Source organism: Marinobacter salinexigens (assembly GCF_008370345.1).
Lineage (GTDB): Bacteria > Pseudomonadota > Gammaproteobacteria > Pseudomonadales > Oleiphilaceae > Marinobacter > Marinobacter salinexigens.
This window is the reverse complement of the sequence record NZ_VTUU01000004.1, coordinates 129,654-151,186: the sequence shown is the minus strand read 5'-3', so window position 1 is coordinate 151,186 and position 21,533 is coordinate 129,654. Positions and strand designations below refer to the sequence as shown.

Here is a 21,533-nt window from a genome sequence, read left to right as displayed (position 1 = left end):
GAATCTGACTATGCATACGGCACCGAAGTCTGTCCGCCCCATCCTCATCCTGTTTTACGCACTGCTCGCGGTGGTTTTCTCGGCACCCGCTGTGGCTAACCGGAATACCGTTCTGGTTCTTGGCGACAGCATCAGCGCGGCCTATGGCGTGCCGTCTGAAACCGCCTGGGTCCGACTCCTCAGTGATCGGCTCGCCAACAATGGCCTGAGCAGCTGGCAGGTCGTCAATGCCAGTATCAGCGGAGAAACCACCGACGGTGGCGCAAGGCGGTTACCAGCGCTGATCGAAGAACATGACCCCGGAGTTGTCATTATCGAGCTGGGAGGCAACGATGGGCTCCGCGGCTTTCCCCCGAACATCATCGAGAACAATCTGGCCGATATGATCAGCCGGGTTCAGAAATCCGGTGCCGAGGCAATTCTGGTCGGTATGCAGATACCACCTAACTATGGGCGCAGGTACACCGCGATGTTTGCAGACATCTACCCGAAACTCTCCGACCGCTATGGCACCGAATTGGTTCCCTTTTTCCTGGAAGGAATTTACGACCAGGACGGATTAATGCAGGAAGATGGCATCCATCCGACGGCCGAGGCCCAAATCAAACTGCTCGACAACGTGTGGCCGGTTCTGGAGCCCGTTCTCCAGTAACTGGCCAGCTCAACCCAGATCCTGAAGAAACGCGATGGCCCGGCGCTCAGACCAGTAGTAGCCATCCCGGGCGTGCTCAACAAACCCCACGTGCCCGCCCCATCGGGGCGCTTCCATGGTGACATGGGCACCCAGCTCAGCTCGTGATTCGGGAAAGCAGCGTTCGGACAGAAACGGATCGTCTTCCGCATTCAGCATCAGGGTCGGAACCCGAACATCTTTAAGCCGGCCGAGGGAGGAACAGCGTGCCCAATAATCCTCGGCGCTCTCAAAACCGTGCAGCGGAGCCGTATAACGATCATCAAACTCCCGAAAATTACGCATTTCCTCAAAGCCGGTAACATCGATCAGATCCGGGAACTTTCTCGACTTTTCCTTCATTTTCCCGTGAAGATCGTTCAGAAATCGCTGCATGTAAATTTTACGACTGGGCCTCGCCAGCACCTCGGCGCAACCCGCCAGATCACAGGGCACGGAGTAAGCCACGGCGCCACAGATCCGGCTGTCAGTGTGCTCCCCCTGCTGGCCGAGATACAGTAACGTCAGGTTACCCCCCATACTGAAACCGGACAGGAACAGGGTTTCATACCCCTTCCCAAGCCCGTGCTCCACCACCCGCTCCAGATCCTCCGTCGCGCCGCTGTGATAGAAGCGCGGCTGCAGGTTCATCACGCCGCCACAAGAACGATAATTCCAGGCCAGCACATCCCAGCCATCGCTCAGCAGCGCCCTGGTCAGCCCGAGAACGTAGGAACGCCGGCTGTGCCCTTCGAGGCCATGGGAAACAATGGCGAGCCGATTACTGCCCTGACGATACCAGTCGAGGTGCAACTCGTCGTCGTCATCAGTCGGGAGAACTTCGGACTCTGGCGCAACCATTTCCACCTTACGGAACAAGGTCGGCCAGACCGATTGCAGATGCCCGTTTCGCAACCAGGGAGGTGGTCGATAGTACAATTTTTAACCTTTCAATTCAGAGGGTTGACCCCGACGGATAAAGTGCTTAATATGCGCGCCATCTTGATTGATGCTGTTCCCCGATAGCTCAGTTGGTAGAGCAACGGACTGTTAATCCGTTTGTCGCTGGTTCGAGCCCAGCTCGGGGAGCCACTTATTTCTGAATGCCGCTGCTTTTTACGAAGCAGCGGCATTTTTCGTTTACCGCCTCAGAAAATCTTCTTCCGCTGCATAAACTCCGTCAGTACCCGGAACAGAGTATACCCGTCCTCGGTTCCAATCAGCTCACGAATGGAATGCATACCAAACTGAGGCACACCGATATCCAGGGTCGTCACGCCCAGGTTCCCCGCCGTCAGAGGGCCAATGGTACTGCCACAGCCCATGTCACTCCGGACAACAAACGTCTGATGAGGTAAACCCAGTTCATCGCTGATATGGCGATAGACAGCGGCAGAGCGACTATTGGTGGCATACCGCTGGTTGTGATTCACCTTGATTACCGGACCACTGTTCAGCAAAGGACCGTGGTTTTCGTCATGCTTGTCCATATAATTCGGGTGAATACCATGGGCATTGTCTGCCGACACCATCATGGACCCGGCAATTGCCTTGGCCTTCCCGGTACCACACCAACGATCAAGAACCGCTGACAGGAATGGCCCCTGAGCACCCTCAGCCGACACACTACCGACCTCCTCATGGTCATTGCAGACCAGTAGCGCCGCTTCGTCGCCGGAAGTGTTCAACAGGGCCTGCAATCCGATATAACAACTCAGCAGGTTATCCAGACGAGCCGACGCGATGAACTCATCCCGCAGGCCTACAAACGCTGCACCACTCGCATCGTAGAAGCTCAGTTCATAACCGAGAATCTTGCGCGCCTTCTCACCGGATTCTTCACTGATCTGGCGCTGCAGCAAATCATGAAAGCTGGTGGTGTCTCCATCCGGCACCTGCATCATCACCGGAGGCAGGTCGGTCTGGGCGTTTACCGTCCGGCTGGAATTGGCTTCGCGGTCCAGATGAATGGCCAGGCTGGGAATAAACGCCACCGCCTTACGGAAGTCCACCAGCGTATCGTGAACCTCTCCGTCTTCGCCCAGATAAGTCACACGCCCGGCCAGAGACAGATCCCGATCAAACCAGGGGTTCAGCAGTACGCCACCGTATACTTCCACGCCCAGCTGAAAGAAACCCTTGCGGCGTAATTCCGGGTTTGGTTTTACCTTCAGACAAGGACTGTCGGTATGAGCACCGACCATGCGGATACCGGAGGCCGAGACATCGCCATTGCCGGTACGAAATGCCACAATAGACGAACCGTTGCGGGTCACGTAATAGCCGGTACCAGGCTTCAGCTCCCAGTCATCCCGTTCGTTCAACGCGTGAAAACCTGCTGCCGCCAGCCGGCTCTCCATCGTCGCCACGGCGTGCCACGGCGTAGGCGAGGCATTCAGAAACTTCAATAAATCTTTGTTGAATTCAGCGTGTTCCATGATGTCCCTGATTGAATGATAATTGCTTCAACAGTATGGCATGAAGCCGCCAATCAACACACCCAAACGGGAGCCCGAGCGTGCAACTACCGACTTTCCTCGACATCGAATACTGCCAGACCGACGACGCTCTGTTCCCCGTCGCCATGGCCTGGTCGCTAACCGATGGCCGCATGAAAACCGTCGTCATCAGCCCGGAAGACGACTGGCTCCCTGAAGACGGCGACCTGCCGGACATCGATCAGAGATACCTCGATGAACAGGGCGTGCCCCTGCTGGAAATCGTCCGCGAACTCCATGAAGACCTTCCAGACCAGACCGTCTACGTGGATGGCCTGGACCCGGATGAAATCCTCGTGGACCTGATATTCAGTGCCGTGGGCCACGAGCCGCCCTTTGAAATTGCGCCTATCTCCGACCTGATCACCAACCTCGACAGAGAGACTCTGGAAGACCGCCGCCGCCAACTCATGATCGACGAAGGCCTGGAACCACAGCTACCGGAAAACGGCGTATACGCTCTGCTCCTGCTGGCCAGAGAAGAAGGATTGATGGACGAAGACTGAACAGCCCTGAGCCGCAGATAGAACCTGCACGGGGAAGTGTGACACGGGTCGACGTAACAAACAGTTACACAAGGCAGAATCTGCCCCTAACCGTTTTTTACCTCTACCCGCGTCAGGAAACCCGATAACAATGAATAACCTAGCGCTAAACGTCGTGCCATTCCCAAAGTCAGGCGCACTGACGCTGATGCTCACCGTCCTGCTCACAACCCTGCTCGCAACCCCGCTCACAGCAACTAAGGCCATCGCTGACGACACTCCCCGATCCGACAAACACTACATCGGTATACTGGCCACAGCACTGGAACACCGATCCCTCGGCTACCACCAGACACTGCCGCACACAAAAGAAGACGGTTGGAGCCAGGCCGGCACACTGGTCATCGGCGGGCACATCACGGACTACGCCCACGCTGAACTCAGATTCGGAGGGGGATACAGCGATGCAGAAATATCAGACGACCTGACCCTCTCAGTCGACTATTACGCCAGCTGGTACATGGGCCTGCACTACCCGATCACGGAATACGCTAACGTCTATGGGCAAGGCGGATTCAGCTATATCCATGGCGAAGCCGATCTGGAAAACAGGGAAAGCAACCTCAACCGCCAATATCGCTACCTCGACGAGCAATACCCTGCGAGCAGCTTCAGTGTGAGCTGGCTGGTGGGACTGGACTTCGAACTGTTTGACGACACCTTCCTGGTTTTCGAAGGCGGGCGCCTGTTCAAAGATACGGACACCTATGCCAATACTTTTCAGTTCTCGAGTGGGCTTCGATACGAGTTCTGAGGGACAGCTGTCACCCAACGATGGCAGAGGGGGTTGCGACAGGCTATCCCGGAATGTGTGACGCCAAGGACGGCGTCACTCAAGCGCACATGGATGTGCTCGTAGCGATTCCGGGATAGCCTGTCGTAATCCCCGATATTCCAGCGGCAGAGTTAACCCGAATGCCGAATATGCCAACACCTGTGAATCTTCTGGTTCCGCTGAAAATCCTTATCAATGGTTGACCGGGAAACCTCCTTCACCTCGAATTCCGCCTCCAGTTCCTCATCCAGCTTAAAGCGCCGGAAATTGTTGGAAAAAATCAGCAGCCCGTCAGATGACAACCGAGCCATCGCCTGACGAATCATCGTTCCATGATCCTTCTGAATATCCAGCACACCCGCCATACGGGCAGAATTCGAGAACGTCGGCGGATCCATGAAAATCAGATCAAATACCTCATTCGGAGCCGGCCTGGCCGCAAGCCACGCCAGACAGTCCGCCTGCTCCACCCGATGCTTTTTCCGGTCCGCACCGTTCAGCGCCAGATTGTCCTGAGCCCAACCGACATAGGTCTTCGACATATCCAGACTCAGCGAACGACTGGCACCGCCCACCACCGCATGCACCGAGGCCGCTCCGGTATAGCAGAACAGATTCAGGAAACGCTTACCCTTAGAATTCTGCTGAATCCAGTGGCGTACAGGCCGGTGATCCAGGAACAGACCGGTATCCAGGTAGTCTTTGAGATTAACCTTGAGCACACAGCCGTGCTCATGCACCTCGAAAAACTCCCCAGTTGCCCCCTGCTTCTCGTACTGACTCGTACCCGCCTGCCGCTGACGTTGCTTGCACACCATGTCCTCACGCTCAATACCCAGAGCGTCGGGGATCACAGCAAGAGCCTCCGCCAGCCGTTCCCGGGCAGCCCGCTCATCCACAGACTTTGGTGCCGCGTACTCCTGCACATGCACCCGCCCCTCGTATATATCAATGGCCAACGCAAATTCCGGCATATCCGCGTCATACAGGCGATAACAGCCTATTCCCTGCTTGCGAGCCCATTGGCCTATGGTTTTGAGATTCTTTTTCAGCCGGTTCCGCAGCATGTCGGCCCGTTCCTGATTACGAATCCTGGGGGTGAGTTGCCCTGGAACATCCGGCTCATGGGGTTCCATCGCACTGGCTTCATTGATCTCGAATAGCAACAACTGCGCCGGCAACTTACCGTTGAATAGCCGGTATTGCTTATAGCTGCGCAGACCGATGGATTTGCCGTATTCAGGAGCGCCGGTAAAGACACCCAGGCGCCATCCCGTTACCCTTTGCTTCACTGCATCCCCCAGCGACTGGTAAAGCGCGCCGAGCTGCTTGCGTTCGCTCAGCCGTTCACCGTATGGAGGGTTAGTCAGTACCAGACCTGTAGACGACCATTCGCCTTCAAGCTGGAGCTCGCTGACCGGGCGGCTCTCAACGTGAACCACATCCTCAAGCCCAGCCCGCTGAATATTCTTCCATGCCGTTGCAATCACACGGCTGTCCTGATCAAAACCGGCAAACCTGGGAATTCGCCCCTGCCTGCCCTCATGGGCCCGCCTCTCCGCTTCCTGACGCAGCGCCAGCCAGATATCTGGCTGATGCCCTACCCACTTCTCGAAGCCGAACCGATCCTGCCTTCGCCCCGGAGCCAGATCCAGCGCCATCATGGCAGCTTCGATTACCAGGGTTCCGGAGCCACACATAGGGTCAACAAAATCACCGCCTGCGGCCGCAATATCCGGCCAGCCTGCTCGCATTAGCAGAGCCGCAGCAAGGTTTTCCTTGAGCGGCGCAAGGCCCGTCTCCGTCCGGTAGCCACGCATATGCAGACTGTGGCCACTCAGATCAATCCCCAATGCAAGGCGCCCCCGGTTAAGCCGGGCAGACACAATCACGTCAGGCGTCTTGGCATCCACCGAAGGCCTGGCCGTGCCACCAGCACGGAACCGGTCAACGATGCCATCTTTGACCCTCTGGGCACCGAACTGGGTATTCCGGATGGTTTCATTCTGACCAAGGAAAGTAACGCGAAAACTGCCATTCAGCGGGATGTGTTGCTGCCAGTCGAGGTGTACCACACCGTCATAGAGCTGATCGCCACTATTGGCGTCCACCTCGGCGAGATGGAGTATTACCCGGTTGGCAAGCCGGGACCACAAACAAGCTCGATAGCCGGCTTCCAGAGGGCCTTCTACCCAGACACCTGCCGGCGCATTGCGGACAGTCTCCAGTCCGAATGTGCTGAGCTCATCCGCCAACAGGTATTCAACACCCTTGGGACAGGTTACAAAAAAGACAGACTTGGACAAGTTCAACTCCCGGTTCTTCAGGCCTTCTGGGTAAGTTTCTGGAATGGCAGCGGAAACTCCCGTTCCCCACCTTCCTTTTATTTCATACAACTATAAGAAAAGCTTCACATAGATGAAATAATTAGTGTACACCGGCGCAAAGTTCGCATTACCTTGTAACTGACGCGTCGTTCTGGAAGTTGGAAAACTTCCATTAACAGGATCCTGACTGCTCTGGCTTGAACTGACAATAGTGGGTTGTCCCTGAATGGGTCTCACAGGTCGCAGCCACTGCAGATGTGTACACGCTTGTTCTGTTAATCCATCAGTGAGGAACGGCATGAAAAGACAGAAAAGAGACATGTACGCTCGTGCATACAAGCGGGGTTATCTGGCCGGAGTTTCCGGTAAACCGAAAGACAGCTGCCCGATTGAACAAGTGGAAGTTCGCCAGGAATGGTTGAACGGGTGGCGCGAAGGACGCACCGATAACTGGGAGGGAATGACCGGCGTATCCGGCATCCACAAACTTTCCAACGTCACCTCAGCATGAGGTGGCATTAACCCACCAACCCCGAATCTTGATCTGTTTTTTACAACACAATTTAGAGCAGTAAAAAAAGAGCAAACCCAAACGGGGCCTCCCGCCCCGTACCATACGAAGAAGCGCTACGGGGTTAATTCCCCGCTCGGGCCCGCTAAGCGGGCCCACCTTCTTTCCGGCAACCGGAACCTGCCGCTCACATTTCCTTCTTCATAGCACGAATACCTTCTACGGCTTCCCGTATCAGATCCGGACCGCGATAGATAAAGCCGGTGTAAACCTGCACGAGCTTCGCACCCGCGCGAATTTTCTCAGCCGCACTTTCACCGTCAGTAATGCCTCCGACCCCAATAATGGGCAAGGCTTCACCCAGCTCGGCATACAACCCCTCAATCACTCTGACGGATGGTGCGCGTACCGGTGCGCCACTGAGCCCTCCAGCCTCGTCAGCATACCGATGGCCTGCAACCGCATCGCGTGTAATGGTTGTGTTAGTCGCGATCACTCCGTCGATGCCACTCTCTTTCAATGCGTTGGCGACGAACCTGATTTCCTGATCATCCATATCCGGGGCGATTTTTACTGCCACCGGCACATAGCGCCCATAGGCCTTCTCGCATTTACGCTGCTCATCCTTGATCGCTTCAAGCAATCCCTTCAGCGAATCGCCGAACTGCAAATCCCTGAGGCCAGGGGTGTTCGGGGAAGATACATTCACCGTGATGTAGTCCGCCTGGTCGTAGACGGCATGAATACCTTTACGGTAATCCGACTCAGATTCTTCATTCGGGGTGTTTTTATTCTTACCGACGTTAATCCCCAGAACACCGCGGTAGTTACGACGTTTTACCTGAGATAGCAGGTGATCAAGGCCCTCGTTGTTAAATCCCATACGGTTAATGATGGCCTGATGCTCCGGCAATCGGAACATTCTTGGCTTGGGATTACCGGGCTGAGCAACCGGCGTTACAGTGCCCACTTCAATAAAGCCAAATCCCAGTGCTCCGAGCGCATCGAGATGATCCGCATTTTTATCAAGCCCCGCAGCCAAACCAACCGGGTTGGGGAAATCCAGCCCCATAACCTTCACCGGCAATGCTTCAACTCGCGGCGCGAGTGCGCCTATCAGGTTCAGCCTGTTTGCAACATCAAGGCTATTGAGTGCCAGGTTATGTGCCTGCTCTGGAGGTAACCGGAACAGGAGGTTGCGGATTAAGCCGTACATCTCATCACTCCTTAACAACAAGTGGGCGGAGTATACCGGAAGTTTTCCACAGCATCCCGACCCAACAATGAATACCTCTCAAATGGCCGTTTGATTAAGTTCTCGTGACCTTTTCCACGGATTCTGTGGATAACTCTGTTGAAAATCACGGGGCAACGGTTGCCATCCCTTGATAACTGCGCCGCTCTACAAATTGATCATTTTTTGATCAGTTTTAAAATTGTTTATTTTCAATGACTTAAATATTAAAAGATGACTAAAGACAGAAAACAAAACACTCTGTTACGTCGTCACGGTATTGAAACCGTGTGCACAATTCGGGAGGAAATAATGTTAACGCACCAACTCGCAGTGTGGTTCGTTAACGGTATACTGCCCTATCAGCTATCACCCTGCCCGGAGCTCCAGGATGGAAGAACCGTTGTCCCCTTCAGAACAGCATCGCAATAATCTGGCCGCCGAAATGAAAGCCGCGTCCAGAGTCACCATCATTGGCATGGTGCTCGATGCCGTTCTGGGGATTATAAAGGTCATAGCCGGTGCCCTGTTTCATTCGCAGGCACTTATTGTTGATGGCGTTCATTCATTCAGTGATGTGGCATCAGATCTCGTTGTGCTCAGCGTGATGCGGGTATCCAGGCAGGCTCCTGACGATAACCATCCCTACGGGCATCAACGCATCGAAACCTTCGGGACCCTTCTCCTGGGCTCCATCCTTATCGCGGTCGGGGCGGCGCTGGCCTGGGAGAACACCTTGCGACTACTGGCCCATGAGGCCGTAATAGCCCCGGGCTGGCCGGTACTGGTCGCCGCAGCCGTTTCTGTCGTGGGCAAAGAGTGGATCTACCGTTATACCCGCCGGGTCGGTGAGCGCATTCGTTCGGATCTGATTATCGCCAATGCCTGGCACAGCCGAACCGACGCCTTTTCTTCTATCGTCGTGCTGGTATCCACCGCAGGCGCCATGCTCGGGTTTATCTGGCTGGATGTTCTTGCGGCCGTGATCATAGCCATCATCATTATTCACATTGGCTGGTCTTTCACCTGGGACAGCGTGAAAGAACTGGTGGACACAGGCCTGTCGCCGGAAGACACGAAATTGCTGAAAGACATCGCCCGTAAAACCGACGGTGTGCGCAACGTGCATGAACTGCGCAGCCGAAAGATGGGCCACGATATTCTTCTGGACGTGCATCTCGTGGTACGCCCGGACATCAGCGTCTCCGAAGGCCACCAGATTGGCATTCAGGTTGTGTCGGGGATGCGCGGTGCACTGGAAAACATCCGGGACATCAACTTCCACATTGACGCGGAAAACGACGAGAACCTGCCCCATACAACCCACGAACTACCCTCCAGAGAGCAGATTCGTCAGGCGCTCTCAGAAGCGCTTGGAGAACTTCCGGCTGACAGCAGGCTGCGTCTTCATTATCTCAAAGGCAAAGTCCATCTGGAGCTGTTTCTGGACTCCCCTGACATCAACAACATGCTGACGACGGAAAACATACGGGAGAAACTAGGCGATAACGAATGGTTTGGCAGCGCCAGGGTCTGGCAGTCCAGACCCTGATTCCTGATTCCTGACCCAGGGCGATCGAAGAACGGTCAACGGCGGCGTTTTTCTTCCATCCGTGACAGGAATTCCTGCATCACCAGGGTATAAAGCTCGCCGCCCAGGAAGCGGTCTTCTACCCCGGCATCAATACTTGGGTTATCGTTTACTTCAATAACCGCAACCCGGTTGCCAGACTGTTTGATATCAACCCCGTACAGACCGTTACCTATCAGACGGGTTGCGTTGAGAGCCGCCTGAATCACATTTCTCGGCACTTCATAGGTCGGCAATGTTTCAAAATCGCCGCTCTCGCTGGATGACTCGCCGTGTTGGTAGATCTGCCAGTGCCCCTTGACCATCATGTACTTGCAGGCATAGATGGCACGACCTCCCAGAACCCCGATGCGCCAGTCATAGTCGGTATAGAGGTACTCCTGGGCCAGGACCAGAGCCGACTGCTTGAACAGCGCCTTGAGTCCGGCACGCAGCGACGCTTCATCTTCTGCCTTGGTTACACCCCTGGAAAAGGCCCCATCAGGTATTTTGAGAACCACCGGATAACCCAGTTCCTCTATTACCTGCTCTGCAGCATTCTTTCTGTCCCTGGACAAGATCAACGTCTTTGGCGTCGGTACTTTGTTGTTCTTCAGCAGGTCTGCAAGAAATACTTTATTCGTGCACTTAAGGATTGAGACCGGGTCATCGATAACGACCATACCTTCGGCCTCCGCCTTGCGCGCAAACCGGTAGGTGTGGTGATCAATAGCCGTTGTTTCCCTGATAAACAGGCCATCGTACTCAGGGAGACGCATGTAATCCCGGCGAGTGATCTGCTCAACATTGATCCCCAGCTTCCTGCCAGCTTTCTCAAATCGCTTCAGGGCAACCTTGTCACTGGGCGGCATGTCTTCGTCAGGGTTGACCAGCACCGCCAGATCATAGCGATAGCGGCGCCGGGTCCGGGGCTTACGCCAGACCATACTGCTGAAACGATCGAGCGCCGAGGCAAACAGGTCTTGTTCCTGTTCATTCAGATCCGCCGGTGCCGCCGGCCTCATGGACTCAATCTGCCAATGTTTGCGACGCTTGAACACCACTTCCAGAATCGGACAAGGGAACCGCTCGAACAATACCCTGGCCACGGGCTTAAGATCCGGATGCTCAGCCTGCCCAAAGTAGGTTCGAATCCGAACTTCATGGGTTGCAGCCCGGTCATCCTTGGCCGGATCGATCTCCGAACCGGAAGCTTCCAGCCAGTTCACAACACTGTCGTCCAGCTCTTCCAGTTCCAGCGAAAACAGGCCCTTACGCCCGAGATCATTGAGCGTCAGAACAGACGGCACAACATGGTGCCCACGGGCTTCGGCCAGTAATGAGCAGTAATAGCCCTGACTGAGATACCGGGCACTCTGACACAAGTTGATTACCCGGACCCTGCCAGCACTGGATGGGGAAAACTGGAGGTACTGGTCGAAGGTCAGCACATCGTCACTGGGGTAGTAAGGAGACCAGTCTTTGGCGCGGTCAACAACGATAAGCAGTCGGGACATCCGGACACTCCTCCCTGAAGGTTCAGCCGGGGAAATTTTCGCAACAATACGCCTGGCTTCCAACCTGCACAATCACCCGTTGATGCGTGCTTTTACGCATGCCGGGGCTACTTGTGCAAGCTGCATGTTCTACCATAATAGCCGCTCAGGGAGTGACTGTTTCGCCGCTTCCCCCACCCATATACCGGGGTTCGAAAAACATGCCTGACATCGAGCTGCGACATGCCACCAACGCTGACCTGAATACCCTTGTTGGTCTTGAAAACCGATGCTTTACCGAAGACCGGTTGTCGCGCCGCAGCTTTCGGCGTTTTCTGGATGTGCCACGGGATCGGCTGATCGTGTGCTGCATGGACGGGGAACTTGTTGGCTATTGCCTCGTACTGATGAATGCCGCCACCCGGCTGGCACGAATTTATTCCCTGGCGGTTGCCCCAGAAGCCCGGGGCTTCGGAGTCGGAGAAAAACTGGTCCGGGAAGCGGAACGAGAAGCCGCCGATGCAGGAAGAATCGTCATGCGCCTGGAAGTCCGGGAAGACAATGCCAGTGCCATCAAACTGTACCGGCGCCTCGGCTATCGCCAGTTCGGAACCTATCGTGATTACTATGAGGATCACGGTGACGCGCTTAGATTCGAGCGTCGCATTCTCTTTTACGAACCTTCCCGTGCCTACCCGCAGGTTCCCTACTATCCGCAGACAACCGATTTCTCATGCGGGCCGGCAGCCCTGCTGATGGCCATGGCGGCACTCGACGAGGATCAACCGCTGACAACGCTTGAGGAGCTCAGGATCTGGCGCGAGGCAACTACCATTTTCATGCTGGCTGGCCACGGCGGCTGTGGTCCCCACGGCCTGGCGCTGGCGGCCTGGAAGCGTGGTTTCGAGGCCAGTGCGTGGATCAGTGCGGAAGGCCCCCTGTTCCGGGATACCGTCAGGAACGAACACAAGAAGAAGGTTCTGGAGTTGGTACATGAGGGATTCATGCACGACCTCGGTGAAACCGGAATCGAACTGCACCACGAACCGCTGACACTTGACCGAATGGAAGAAGCCCTGCATCAACGGCAGGTGCCTGTCATCCTCATCAGTACCTGGCAGTTGAACGGCAGCCGGGTACCACATTGGGTGACGGTATGTGCGATGGATGAGCAGTTTGTCTATCTACACGACCCTGAAATAGACACCGACGCAGGGGAGTCGGTCGCCGACAAGCAATACTTGCCGGTAGACCGCAAGGTGTTCGGAAAAATGTCGAGGTACGGCCGCGTCCAGCCATTACAGGCCGCGGTTATTGTTGGCCCAAAGCGTCCCGCCCTGTTATCCAGTACGTAGCGCCGCTTCTTTGAGTTCGGCAATTTCGTCCCGTAAACGCGCAGCCGTTTCGAAGTCCAGTTCAGAGGCAGCCTTGAACATATCATCCTCCAGCCTGGAAACTCTTTTGAGAACCTCTTCCGGAGACTGATTGCCCACCTTCGTCCGGTATTCTTCCGCTTCTTCAGCCGCCTTCTGACCTGGCCGTTCAGCTTTGCGACGACCACGTCCACCGCCGGTTGCACCTTCCATAATGTCGGCGATTTTCTTGTTCAGTCCTTTGGGTGTTATACCATGCTCTTCGTTGTGTGCTACCTGTTTGGCTCTGCGCCGCTCCGTTTCGTCCATGGCCGTCTGCATGGAGCCGGTAATCCGGTCACCATACAGAATCGCCTTGCCGTTGACGTTACGGGCCGCACGACCGATGGTCTGGATCAACGAACGCTCCGAACGCAGGAAGCCTTCCTTGTCGGCATCAAGAATCGCCACCAGCGACACTTCAGGCATATCCAGACCTTCTCTGAGCAGGTTGATGCCCACCAATACATCAAATTCACCGCGACGCAGGTCCCGGATGATTTCGACCCGTTCAACGGTATCAATATCCGAGTGCAGGTAACGGACCTTGATGTCGTGCTCCATCAGGAAGTCGGTGAGATCTTCCGCCATACGCTTGGTCAACGTGGTTACCAGCACACGTTCCTGCACTGAAATTCGCGCACGAATCTCTGACAACAGGTCGTCAACCTGCGTCGAGGCAGGACGCACTTCGATTTCAGGATCCAGCAGACCGGTAGGCCGCACCACCTGTTCAACGACCTGGCCGGCATGTTCGCCTTCATAGTTGCCAGGCGTTGCCGACACGAAAATCATCTGAGGCGCGATCCGCTCCCACTCCTCAAAGCGCATGGGGCGGTTATCCAAAGCTGACGGCAGCCGGAAACCGTACTCCACCAGAGTCTCCTTCCGCGACCTGTCACCTTTGTACATGGCTCCGATCTGGGGAATCGTCACATGGGACTCATCCACCACCAACAAGGCATTGGGCGGCAGGTAATCAAACAGCGTTGGCGGCGCCTCCCCTGGCTTTCGACCGGACAGATAGCGGGAATAGTTTTCAATGCCATTGCAGTATCCAAGCTCCAGCATCATTTCAATGTCATATCGGGTCCGCTCTTCAAGCCGCTGAGCTTCTACCAGGCGGTTGTTGTCTCGCAACACCTGCAAACGTTCGTCCAGCTCCGCCTTGATCTGCTCTGTTGCATCCAGGACTGTCTGGCGCGGCGTTACATAGTGGGACTTCGGATAGATGGTCACCCGCGGAACCCGGCGCAGAACCTCCCCGGTGAGCGGGTCAAAATAGCTCAGATTCTCTACTTCATCGTCGAACAGTTCGATACGAATGGCTTCCCGCTCTGATTCCGCAGGAAACACATCAATGACATCACCGCGAACCCGGTAGTTGGCCCGATGGAATTCCACGTCATTTCGAGTGTACTGGAGCTCCGCGAGACGGCGAAGAATGAAGCGCTGATCTATCTGATCGCCGCGGTCCAGGTGAAGCATCATCTTCAGGTAGGATTGCGGGTCACCCAGACCGTAAATGGCCGACACGGTAGCGACGATAATCGCATCCGGTCTTTCCAGAAGCGCCTTGGTGGCGGACAACCGCATCTGTTCGATGTGTTCGTTTATGGATGCATCTTTCTCGATAAACGTGTCGGAGGACGGCACGTAGGCTTCAGGCTGGTAATAGTCGTAGTAGGAAACAAAGTATTCCACCGCATTGTCCGGGAAAAACTCTTTGAACTCACCATACAGCTGGGCCGCCAGAGTTTTGTTATGAGCCATGATAATCGTTGGCCGCTGAATTTCCTGGACTACATTGGCGATGGTAAACGTCTTACCTGATCCGGTAACCCCCAGCAATGTCTGGTGGGCCAGGCCCGAATGAATCCCATCAACCAGACCCTCAATTGCCTTTGGCTGATCGCCAGCCGGCTCGTAGGATGAATCGACCCTGAAAACCCCTTCTTTGGGTGTGCTGGACTCATTTTTTGCCATAGCGGGTGGCAAACCTCCGGTTTGTAGCGTGATTGCAGTCTCAGACTATCGAGAAATTTAGTGTTCTGGCGGCTTCATGATACCATCTGTGCGATCGACGGCTGGGCGAAATTCAGCCAGACCTCTTGGTTCCTCCCCGGCCGATCGCAGCCCAATAAGACGCAGCTTTAAGGAGCTCAAAGTTTGGACCTTCAACTTTCCAGCCGAGTACAGGCTATCAAGCCCTCTCCCACCCTTGCTGTCACCAACAAGGCCGCAGAACTCCGTGCGGCTGGCCAGGATATTATTGGCCTCGGTGCAGGCGAGCCGGACTTCGACACCCCAGAACATATCAAACAGGCAGCCATTGAAGCCATTACCAACGGCCAGACCAAGTACACTGCCGTTGACGGTACGCCTGCCCTGAAGAAAGCGATTATTGCGAAGTTCAAACGGGATAACGGCCTGGATTACGAAGCCAACCAGATTCTGGTATCCAGTGGAGGCAAGCAGAGCTTTTTCAACCTCGCACTTGCCACACTGAACCCGGGCGACGAAGCCATTATTCCCGCACCTTACTGGGTTTCCTACCCGGACATGGTGCTGGTGGCCGAAGGCAAGCCAGTCATCATTGAGACAACTGCTGAGACACGCTTCAAGATCACTGCTGAGCAGCTTGAAAGCGCCCTGACCGAGCGCACTCGCCTGTTCGTGATCAACAGCCCGTCCAACCCCAGCGGCATGGCGTATACCCTGGAGGAGCTCAAGGCCCTTGGCGAGGTACTGAAGAAGTACCCGAATGTAATGATCGCCACTGATGACATGTACGAGCCGATCCTGTGGACCGGCAAGCCGTTCTGCAACATTCTGAACGCCACGCCAGAGCTTTATGAGCGCACGTTCGTGTTGAACGGTGTGTCCAAGGCCTACTCCATGACAGGATGGCGTATTGGTTATGCCGCAGGCCCGGCAAAAATCATCGGCGCCATGAAGAAAATCCAGTCCCAGAGCACATCCAACCCCTGCTCTATCTCCCAGGCTGCTGCAACAGCTGCCCTGGACGGTGATCAGGCATGCGTTGGTGAGATGGTCAAAGCGTTCAAAGAGCGCCATGACTGGCTTGTAGACGCTCTGAACAAGCTGCCTGGTGTGGAATGCCTGAACGGCGATGGTACCTTCTATGTGTTCCCGAGCTTCCAGGGCGCTATCGATGCCGACAGCAGCGTCAGCACTGACGTTGAGTTTGCCGAGAAGCTGCTCAGCGAAGCTGGTGTTGCACTGGTTCCCGGCTCTGCGTTCGGTAGCCCGGGCCACATGCGACTAAGTTTTGCGACCAGCATGGAGAACCTGCAGAAGGCCATTGAGCGTCTGCAGAAAGCCCTTGGATAAAAAGTTTATTTAAGGGGTTGACGAGGCGCTGCCTCCCACTTAATATACGCGCCTCGTCACATGACGACGTTCCCCGATAGCTCAGTTGGTAGAGCAACGGACTGTTAATCCGTTTGTCGCTGGTTCGAGCCCAGCTCGGGGAGCCACTATTCCGAAAGCCCGCTAATTCTCTGAGTTAGCGGGCTTTTTTATTGCCCTTCTTTTCGTTGCCCCCTCATCCCGAGAACACCGTCCCGCCCGTCCCGAGCCTGCTTGGGCGCGGAGTCAGGGGTAGGAGAACAGCACGCCCAAAAACCGCTACAAGCACATCCATGTGCGCTTGGGCTCCGCCATCCATGGCTCCGCACATTTTTGGGCGTGCTGTTCTCCTACCCCTTTCGCATCCCGTGCTATCCGCAAAGAAATACAACAAAAATATTTGGCGCTAACAGCTGAAAGCCGAACCAACTGGAAGAGGCACTGGAGGTAACCGAAAGGTTCGGACCGGAGATGCCGGGCCTTCCTCCCGAAAATGTTGGAGGCCAAGGATGGCCGGAAACAAGCGCACATGGACGTGCTCGTAGCGGTTTTCGGGAGGAAGGCCCGGCATCTCCGCCCCCATAACCAACAGGCTTGGAGAAGGCCAGACCAATCCAGGACTATACGTTAGAGACCTGAGATTTCGGAGTGAATCGCGTCAAGGGCAGCAAGGGGATCGGCGGCCTGGGTTATCGGACGACCGATAACGAGGTAGTCGGAGCCAGCTTTGAGGGCATCTGTTGGGGTCATGATCCGCTGCTGGTCGCCCTTGTCGGCAGACAGAGGCCTGATCCCCGGGGTGACCAGCTGGAAGCCTGCACCCTGCTCGGCTTTGAGCTTGGGCGCTTCCTGTGCGGAACAGACGACACCATCCAGTCCACAGTTTTTGGTCAGGGCGGCCAAACGGGACACCTGCGCTTCCGGAGAGTCGGTGATACCAACCCCCACCAGATCCGACGCACCCATGCTGGTAAGCACGGTAACCGCAATGAGAAGCGGCTTGTCGGCGCCGAAGGATTCCAGGCGCTCACGGCAGGCCACCATCATTTTTTCGCCACCGGAGGCATGCACATTGACCATCCAGACCCCCAGGTCTGCAGCAGCAGCCACGGCCGCAGAGGTGGTGTTAGGAATGTCATGGAATTTCAGGTCCAGGAAAACATCAAACCCGCGGTTCTGCAGCCCCTTTACCAGCTGCGGGCCGGAGCGGGTAAACAGCTCCTTGCCGACCTTCAGGCGGCACTTTGCCGGATCGAGTTGATCAACGAGCGCCAGGGCCGGGTCTTCAGATGGGAAATCCAGGGCAACGATAATTTTCGGGTCATTCAGGGTTTGCACGGCGGGTATCCTGCACTCAGTCGGTGAATTTATTCGGCTTCAACGCCCTGAATCGGGCGAATGGTTTCCCATTGTTTACAGCTCGGGCATAACCAGTGTAACTGCTGACCAGAGAAGCCACAGCTGACACAACGATACACCGGGCGATTGGCCAGAATGAGGTGACCAATCCGGCTGACCAGGCGCCCCTCGTCGGTGGTCATACCTTTCTCGTATCCTGCAATCTCGACCAGACGGAGCAGCCCTCTGACACTTGGTCGGGTTTCAAGCTCCAGCCTCAGCAAATCAATAGCGGCCTGACGGCCATGGGAGCGCTCAACCGATTCGACCAGTGCGAGCAATAGACTCGTGCTGGGATAGCTTTCATAGAGCTTGCGGAGTTTCTTGACCAGACGCCCTACATCGCCATGCTCATGCTCCAACTTCATGAGCCGGTCGACGGCCTCGGAGCCGAATTCAGGGTTCTGGTCGAAGACTTTCAGGCTCTGGTTCGCGGCTTCGCGAAAATTACCCTGCCGCATCAACAGCTTCATCATAATAAAGGTCGCCCGAACACATGAGCGATCATACTCCAGAGCTTCCCTGGTAAGTTTCTGCGCAGTCCAGCGATCGTCCTGCTTCAGAGCCTCGTCGGCGAGCTCACAGGTGATATAAGCCAGTATTTTCTGCATGTCGGGGTCCGCATCCCCCCGGGTCAGGGTTCTGGCAACGTCGCCCGCTTTACGCCACTCCCGCTCCTGCTGGTATAGCTCGATTAGCTGCTGAGCCGATTTCCGACCATAGTCCCGGTCACCCATTAGCTGATGAAGCAAAGCCTCTGCCCTGTCCAGCAACCCGGCCTTGAGGTAGTCCTTGGCCAGCTCTAACGTTACCTGAGGCGTAAATCGAGTAGGAAGCTCCGGGCGGGCGAGAAGGTTCTGGTGGATCAGGATAGCCCGGTCGCTTTCGCCCTTCAGACGAAAATGACTACCGATAGAAAGGTGAAGACTGACAGTATCCTTGTTAACAGCCAGGGACTGAACAAAGTTCTCTACCGCCTCATCAGAATAGTTGGTAAACAGAAACTGAAGGCGGTCACGCACCGAGTCTTCGTCCGCGATCGCCTTATTAGCCTTGCTTCCATTATTACCGAGCCGACCAACCAGCCAGCCAGCCGCCACAGCCACCGTGAGCAGCAGCCATTGAAGCACTATATCCATCAAAGAGTCCGGTCGTTCTGGGCCCTGGATTTCTCCAATGCCTGTTCAGCACGATCAAGTCGCTTCTGAAGGGCGCGGCGGGAGACCGAACCACGAACGGTCGCCAGCATTGTCATTAGCACTCCAAACAGAGAACCAATAACGAAAGACATGATAATCCAGACAGCGACACCGTGAGGCTGAGTTTCAAACAAAAGGAAGTTAAGCGAAACTGCCATCTGGTTGTTCAGCGAAAACACGAGCGCCAGCAGGATTAAAACCAGTACCAACAGAATAATGACGACCTTCTGCAATCCTGCCATAGCAATAGCACTCCTGGGCGAGTCCATTAAAAACCCGCATTATACGCGTTTCCAGCTCGAGCTTTTTAAAAGCCCTTTTTCAGACTGTCGTTCACCTGCTCCCGCAGCTCCTTCCCCGGTTTGAAGTGAGGAACGAACTTTGCCGGCAGCTGTACTGCATCCCCAGTCTTTGGATTTCGACCGGTTCGGGCTGCCCTATGATGAAGGGAAAAGCTCCCGAAACCCCGAATTTCAATTCTCTGCCCATCAGCAAGCGACTGGGACATATGCTCGATGATGGTTTTTACTGCCAGCTCCACATCTTTAACAGACAACTGCGTCTGCTTAGAAGCAATTAACTCAACCAGCTCAGATTTCGTCATGAGGCGCTTCCCTCTTCGTTATTATCAGCCGTCGAATGCCGGACACCCATGACCACTAGTTTAGCCAAACACAAAAAAAACACAAAAAAAACGGGCTCTTAGAGCCCGCTTTTTCTTACCAACCGGAAAATTATTCCTTGTTGGCGTTTTGCTGCTGCATCTGCTCCTTGATGAGATCACCGATGGTGGTCGCACCAGAAGTCTCTGCCGCCTTGCTGCGCACATTTTCCAGCGCCTGCTTGTCGTCCTCAACGTCTTTGGACTTCACAGACAGGTTGATGATGCGGTTCTTGCGGTCGATGCTGATGATCTTCGCTTCTACTTCTTCGCCTTCCTTCAGCGCGTTACGAGCGTCTTCAACGCGGTCACGGCTGATTTCGGAAGCCTTCAGAACAGCTTCAACTTCGTCGTTCAGAGCGATAGTTGCCGCCTTGGCGTCAACTGCAGAAACAGTGCCCTTAACGATAGAGCCCTTGTCGTTCAGCTGAACGAACTCGGCAAACGGATCGCTTTCCAGCTGCTTGATGCCCAGGGAGATGCGCTCACGCTCTGGATCAACAGACAGGATAACGGTTTCAACTTCGTCACCCTTCTTGTATTCGCGAACCGCTTCTTCGCCAGTCTCGTTCCAGCTGATGTCGGACAGGTGAACCAGGCCGTCGATGCCGCCGTCCAGACCGATGAAGATACCGAAGTCAGTGATGGACTTGATCTTACCGGAGATACGGTCGCCTTTGTTGAAGTTGCCGGAGAAATCTTCCCACGGGTTAGCAACACACTGCTTGATACCCAGGGAAATACGACGACGCTCTTCGTCGATATCCAGGATCATAACTTCAACTTCGTCGCCTACCTGAACAACCTTGGACGGATGGATGTTCTTGTTGGTCCAATCCATTTCGGATACGTGAACCAGACCTTCAACACCTTCTTCCAGCTCAGCGAAGCAGCCATAGTCTGTCAGGTTGGTAACACGCGCCTTGACGCGACCACCTTCAGGATAACGACCTTTGATATCTACCCAAGGATCTTCACCCAGCTGCTTCAGACCCAGAGATACACGGTTACGCTCGCGATCGAACTTCAGGACCTTAACGTTGATTTCGTCACCAACGTTTACGATCTCGCTCGGATGCTTGATGCGCTTCCAGGCCATATCAGTGATGTGCAGCAGGCCGTCAACACCGCCCAGATCCACGAATGCACCGTAGTCGGTCAGGTTCTTGACGATACCCTTGATTTCCAGACCTTCGGTCAGGGTTTCAAGCAGAGCTTCACGCTCAGCACTGTTTTCAGCTTCCAGAACGGCGCGGCGGGAAACAACCACGTTGTTACGCTTCTGGTCGAGCTTGATAACTTTGAATTCGAGTTCTTTGTTCTCCAGGTGCGCAGTGTCGCGAACCGGACGAACGTCTACGAGTGAACCAGGCAGGAACGCACGGATGCCAGCCAGGTCGACAGTGAAACCGCCCTTGACCTTGCCGTTAATAACACCCTTGACCACTTCTTCAGCTTCGAAGGACTTCTCGAGCACCTTCCAGGCTTCTGCACGCTTGGCCTTCTCGCGGGACAGACGGGTTTCACCGAAGCCGTCTTCAACAGCGTCGAGAGCTACATCGACAACATCGCCGACAGCAATTTCCAACTCGCCTTTTTCGTTAAGGAACTGGGAGGCGGGGATAACACCTTCGGACTTCAGTCCGGCGTTAACTGTGACCCAGTCGTTGTCGACGTCAACTACGGTTCCCTGGACGATGGAACCTGGTTGCATGTCAATTTCTTTCAGACTTTCTTCAAAAAGATCCGCAAAGCTCTCGCTCATTATGTGCCCTATATGATCTACGCAAGTTTACTCCGTGCTACCAGCAACACGGTCTGTTAGCGATTTCCGGAAGCAACCTGTGGCTGGCAGATTTCGCTGA

The 21,533-nt window shown here is 55.1% G+C and carries 18 protein-coding genes and 2 tRNA genes; 9 read left to right on the top strand and 11 right to left on the bottom strand.

All coding sequences use genetic code 11. The features are described 5' to 3' along the window. The first annotated feature begins 10 nt into the window (after positions 1–10). Positions 11–652: an arylesterase gene (locus FWJ25_RS10330; protein ID WP_149600206.1), complete on the top strand. Its 642-nt coding sequence runs from the start codon at positions 11–13 to the stop codon at positions 650–652. Between the two features lie 9 nt (positions 653–661). Here FWJ25_RS10330 and FWJ25_RS10325 read toward each other — a convergent pair whose 3' ends face one another. Then, positions 662–1,609 carry a YheT family hydrolase gene (locus FWJ25_RS10325; protein ID WP_368732300.1) on the bottom strand — a complete coding sequence of 316 codons (948 nt, stop codon included), beginning with the start codon at positions 1,607–1,609 and terminating at the stop codon, positions 662–664. A gap of 77 nt (positions 1,610–1,686) precedes the next feature. Between FWJ25_RS10325 and FWJ25_RS10320 the strand changes: the two genes are divergently transcribed. Continuing rightward, a tRNA-Asn gene (locus tag FWJ25_RS10320) sits at positions 1,687–1,762 on the top strand. Between the two features lie 56 nt (positions 1,763–1,818). Here FWJ25_RS10320 and FWJ25_RS10315 read toward each other — a convergent pair. Next, entirely contained in the window at positions 1,819–3,108 is a 1,290-nt protein-coding gene (locus tag FWJ25_RS10315) for a M18 family aminopeptidase (protein WP_149600205.1), read from the bottom strand. An 80-nt stretch (positions 3,109–3,188) separates the two neighbouring features. On the opposite strand from FWJ25_RS10315, the gene FWJ25_RS10310 reads away from it, so the two are divergent. Both FWJ25_RS10310 and FWJ25_RS10305 read left to right on the top strand, forming a co-directional pair. Next, positions 3,189–3,674 (top strand): hypothetical protein, encoded by a 486-nt coding sequence (locus tag FWJ25_RS10310; protein ID WP_149600204.1) that lies wholly within the window; start codon positions 3,189–3,191, stop codon positions 3,672–3,674. Positions 3,675–3,804: 130 nt separating this feature from the next. Beyond that, a complete protein-coding gene (locus FWJ25_RS10305; RefSeq protein ID WP_246166759.1) occupies positions 3,805–4,467 on the top strand; it encodes an outer membrane beta-barrel protein in 663 nt (220 codons plus the stop codon). 152 nt (positions 4,468–4,619) lie between these two features. On the opposite strand, the gene rlmKL is transcribed toward FWJ25_RS10305, so the two are convergent. Then, positions 4,620–6,794 (bottom strand): bifunctional 23S rRNA (guanine(2069)-N(7))-methyltransferase RlmK/23S rRNA (guanine(2445)-N(2))-methyltransferase RlmL, encoded by a 2,175-nt coding sequence (rlmKL, locus tag FWJ25_RS10300; protein WP_149600203.1) that lies wholly within the window; start codon positions 6,792–6,794, stop codon positions 4,620–4,622. 319 nt (positions 6,795–7,113) lie between these two features. Here rlmKL and rmf point away from each other — a divergent pair, with 319 nt between their 5' ends. Then, positions 7,114–7,326: a ribosome modulation factor gene (gene rmf / locus FWJ25_RS10295; protein WP_149600202.1), complete on the top strand. Its 213-nt coding sequence runs from the start codon at positions 7,114–7,116 to the stop codon at positions 7,324–7,326. A gap of 187 nt (positions 7,327–7,513) precedes the next feature. Here rmf and FWJ25_RS10290 read toward each other — a convergent pair whose 3' ends face one another. After that, complete coding sequence (locus FWJ25_RS10290) at positions 7,514–8,542, bottom strand: quinone-dependent dihydroorotate dehydrogenase (protein WP_149600201.1); 1,029 nt, start codon at positions 8,540–8,542, stop codon at positions 7,514–7,516. Positions 8,543–8,951: 409 nt separating this feature from the next. Between FWJ25_RS10290 and FWJ25_RS10285 the strand changes: the two genes are divergently transcribed. Beyond that, positions 8,952–10,112 carry a cation diffusion facilitator family transporter gene (locus FWJ25_RS10285; protein WP_149600200.1) on the top strand — a complete coding sequence of 387 codons (1,161 nt, stop codon included), beginning with the start codon at positions 8,952–8,954 and terminating at the stop codon, positions 10,110–10,112. Positions 10,113–10,147: 35 nt separating this feature from the next. Here FWJ25_RS10285 and FWJ25_RS10280 read toward each other — a convergent pair whose 3' ends face one another. After that, complete coding sequence (locus FWJ25_RS10280; protein WP_149600199.1) at positions 10,148–11,647, bottom strand: RimK family ATP-grasp domain-containing protein; 1,500 nt, start codon at positions 11,645–11,647, stop codon at positions 10,148–10,150. Positions 11,648–11,847: 200 nt separating this feature from the next. Here FWJ25_RS10280 and FWJ25_RS10275 point away from each other — a divergent pair, with 200 nt between their 5' ends. Continuing rightward, positions 11,848–12,981: a GNAT family N-acetyltransferase/peptidase C39 family protein gene (locus tag FWJ25_RS10275; RefSeq protein WP_149600198.1), complete on the top strand. Its 1,134-nt coding sequence runs from the start codon at positions 11,848–11,850 to the stop codon at positions 12,979–12,981. Here FWJ25_RS10275 and uvrB read toward each other — a convergent pair. Further along, complete coding sequence (gene uvrB / locus FWJ25_RS10270) at positions 12,967–15,024, bottom strand: excinuclease ABC subunit UvrB (RefSeq protein ID WP_149600197.1); 2,058 nt, start codon at positions 15,022–15,024, stop codon at positions 12,967–12,969. The two genes, FWJ25_RS10275 and uvrB, sit on opposite strands and share 15 nt — an antisense overlap. Before the next feature lie 183 nt (positions 15,025–15,207). Here uvrB and FWJ25_RS10265 point away from each other — a divergent pair, with 183 nt between their 5' ends. Both FWJ25_RS10265 and FWJ25_RS10260 read left to right on the top strand, forming a co-directional pair. Then, on the top strand, positions 15,208–16,392 hold the full coding sequence (locus tag FWJ25_RS10265; protein ID WP_149600196.1) for a pyridoxal phosphate-dependent aminotransferase: 1,185 nt from the start codon (positions 15,208–15,210) through the stop codon (positions 16,390–16,392). Positions 16,393–16,462: 70 nt separating this feature from the next. Then, positions 16,463–16,538 (top strand) — tRNA-Asn (locus FWJ25_RS10260). A gap of 499 nt (positions 16,539–17,037) precedes the next feature. On the opposite strand, the gene pyrF is transcribed toward FWJ25_RS10260, so the two are convergent. From pyrF to rpsA, 5 genes are all read right to left on the bottom strand, one after another. Further along, on the bottom strand, positions 17,038–17,748 hold the full coding sequence (pyrF, locus tag FWJ25_RS10255) for an orotidine-5'-phosphate decarboxylase (RefSeq protein WP_149600195.1): 711 nt from the start codon (positions 17,746–17,748) through the stop codon (positions 17,038–17,040). Between the two features lie 29 nt (positions 17,749–17,777). Continuing rightward, a complete protein-coding gene (lapB, locus tag FWJ25_RS10250) occupies positions 17,778–18,947 on the bottom strand; it encodes a lipopolysaccharide assembly protein LapB (RefSeq protein WP_149600194.1) in 1,170 nt (389 codons plus the stop codon). Further along, on the bottom strand, positions 18,947–19,249 hold the full coding sequence (locus tag FWJ25_RS10245) for a LapA family protein (RefSeq protein ID WP_149600193.1): 303 nt from the start codon (positions 19,247–19,249) through the stop codon (positions 18,947–18,949). The genes lapB and FWJ25_RS10245 overlap by 1 nt, the downstream gene beginning before the upstream one ends. Positions 19,250–19,314: 65 nt before the next feature. Next, positions 19,315–19,611, bottom strand: coding sequence for an integration host factor subunit beta (locus FWJ25_RS10240; protein ID WP_149600192.1), 297 nt, complete (start codon positions 19,609–19,611; stop codon positions 19,315–19,317). A gap of 130 nt (positions 19,612–19,741) precedes the next feature. Continuing rightward, positions 19,742–21,433, bottom strand: a complete 1,692-nt coding sequence (rpsA, locus tag FWJ25_RS10235) for a 30S ribosomal protein S1 (protein WP_149600191.1) — start codon at positions 21,431–21,433, stop codon at positions 19,742–19,744. Positions 21,434–21,533 lie beyond the last annotated feature (100 nt).

Bases quoted from the DNA above. Each gene is read 5' to 3' on its own strand.
- FWJ25_RS10245 (WP_149600193.1), bottom strand. From the start codon at position 19,249: ATGGCAGGATTGCAGAAGGTCGTCATTATTCTGTTGGTACTGGTTTTA.
- rpsA (WP_149600191.1), bottom strand. From the start codon at position 21,433: ATGAGCGAGAGCTTTGCGGATCTTTTTGAAGAAAGTCTGAAAGAAATT.
- FWJ25_RS10315 (WP_149600205.1), bottom strand. From the start codon at position 3,108: ATGGAACACGCTGAATTCAACAAAGATTTATTGAAGTTTCTGAATGCC.
- FWJ25_RS10330 (WP_149600206.1), top strand. From the start codon at position 11: ATGCATACGGCACCGAAGTCTGTCCGCCCCATCCTCATCCTGTTTTAC.
- FWJ25_RS10240 (WP_149600192.1), bottom strand. From the start codon at position 19,611: ATGACGAAATCTGAGCTGGTTGAGTTAATTGCTTCTAAGCAGACGCAG.
- lapB (WP_149600194.1), bottom strand. From the start codon at position 18,947: ATGGATATAGTGCTTCAATGGCTGCTGCTCACGGTGGCTGTGGCGGCT.
- rmf (WP_149600202.1), top strand. From the start codon at position 7,114: ATGAAAAGACAGAAAAGAGACATGTACGCTCGTGCATACAAGCGGGGT.
- uvrB (WP_149600197.1), bottom strand. From the start codon at position 15,024: ATGGCAAAAAATGAGTCCAGCACACCCAAAGAAGGGGTTTTCAGGGTC.
- FWJ25_RS10285 (WP_149600200.1), top strand. From the start codon at position 8,952: ATGGAAGAACCGTTGTCCCCTTCAGAACAGCATCGCAATAATCTGGCC.
- FWJ25_RS10305 (WP_246166759.1), top strand. From the start codon at position 3,805: ATGAATAACCTAGCGCTAAACGTCGTGCCATTCCCAAAGTCAGGCGCA.
- FWJ25_RS10280 (WP_149600199.1), bottom strand. From the start codon at position 11,647: ATGTCCCGACTGCTTATCGTTGTTGACCGCGCCAAAGACTGGTCTCCT.
- FWJ25_RS10290 (WP_149600201.1), bottom strand. From the start codon at position 8,542: ATGTACGGCTTAATCCGCAACCTCCTGTTCCGGTTACCTCCAGAGCAG.
- FWJ25_RS10275 (WP_149600198.1), top strand. From the start codon at position 11,848: ATGCCTGACATCGAGCTGCGACATGCCACCAACGCTGACCTGAATACC.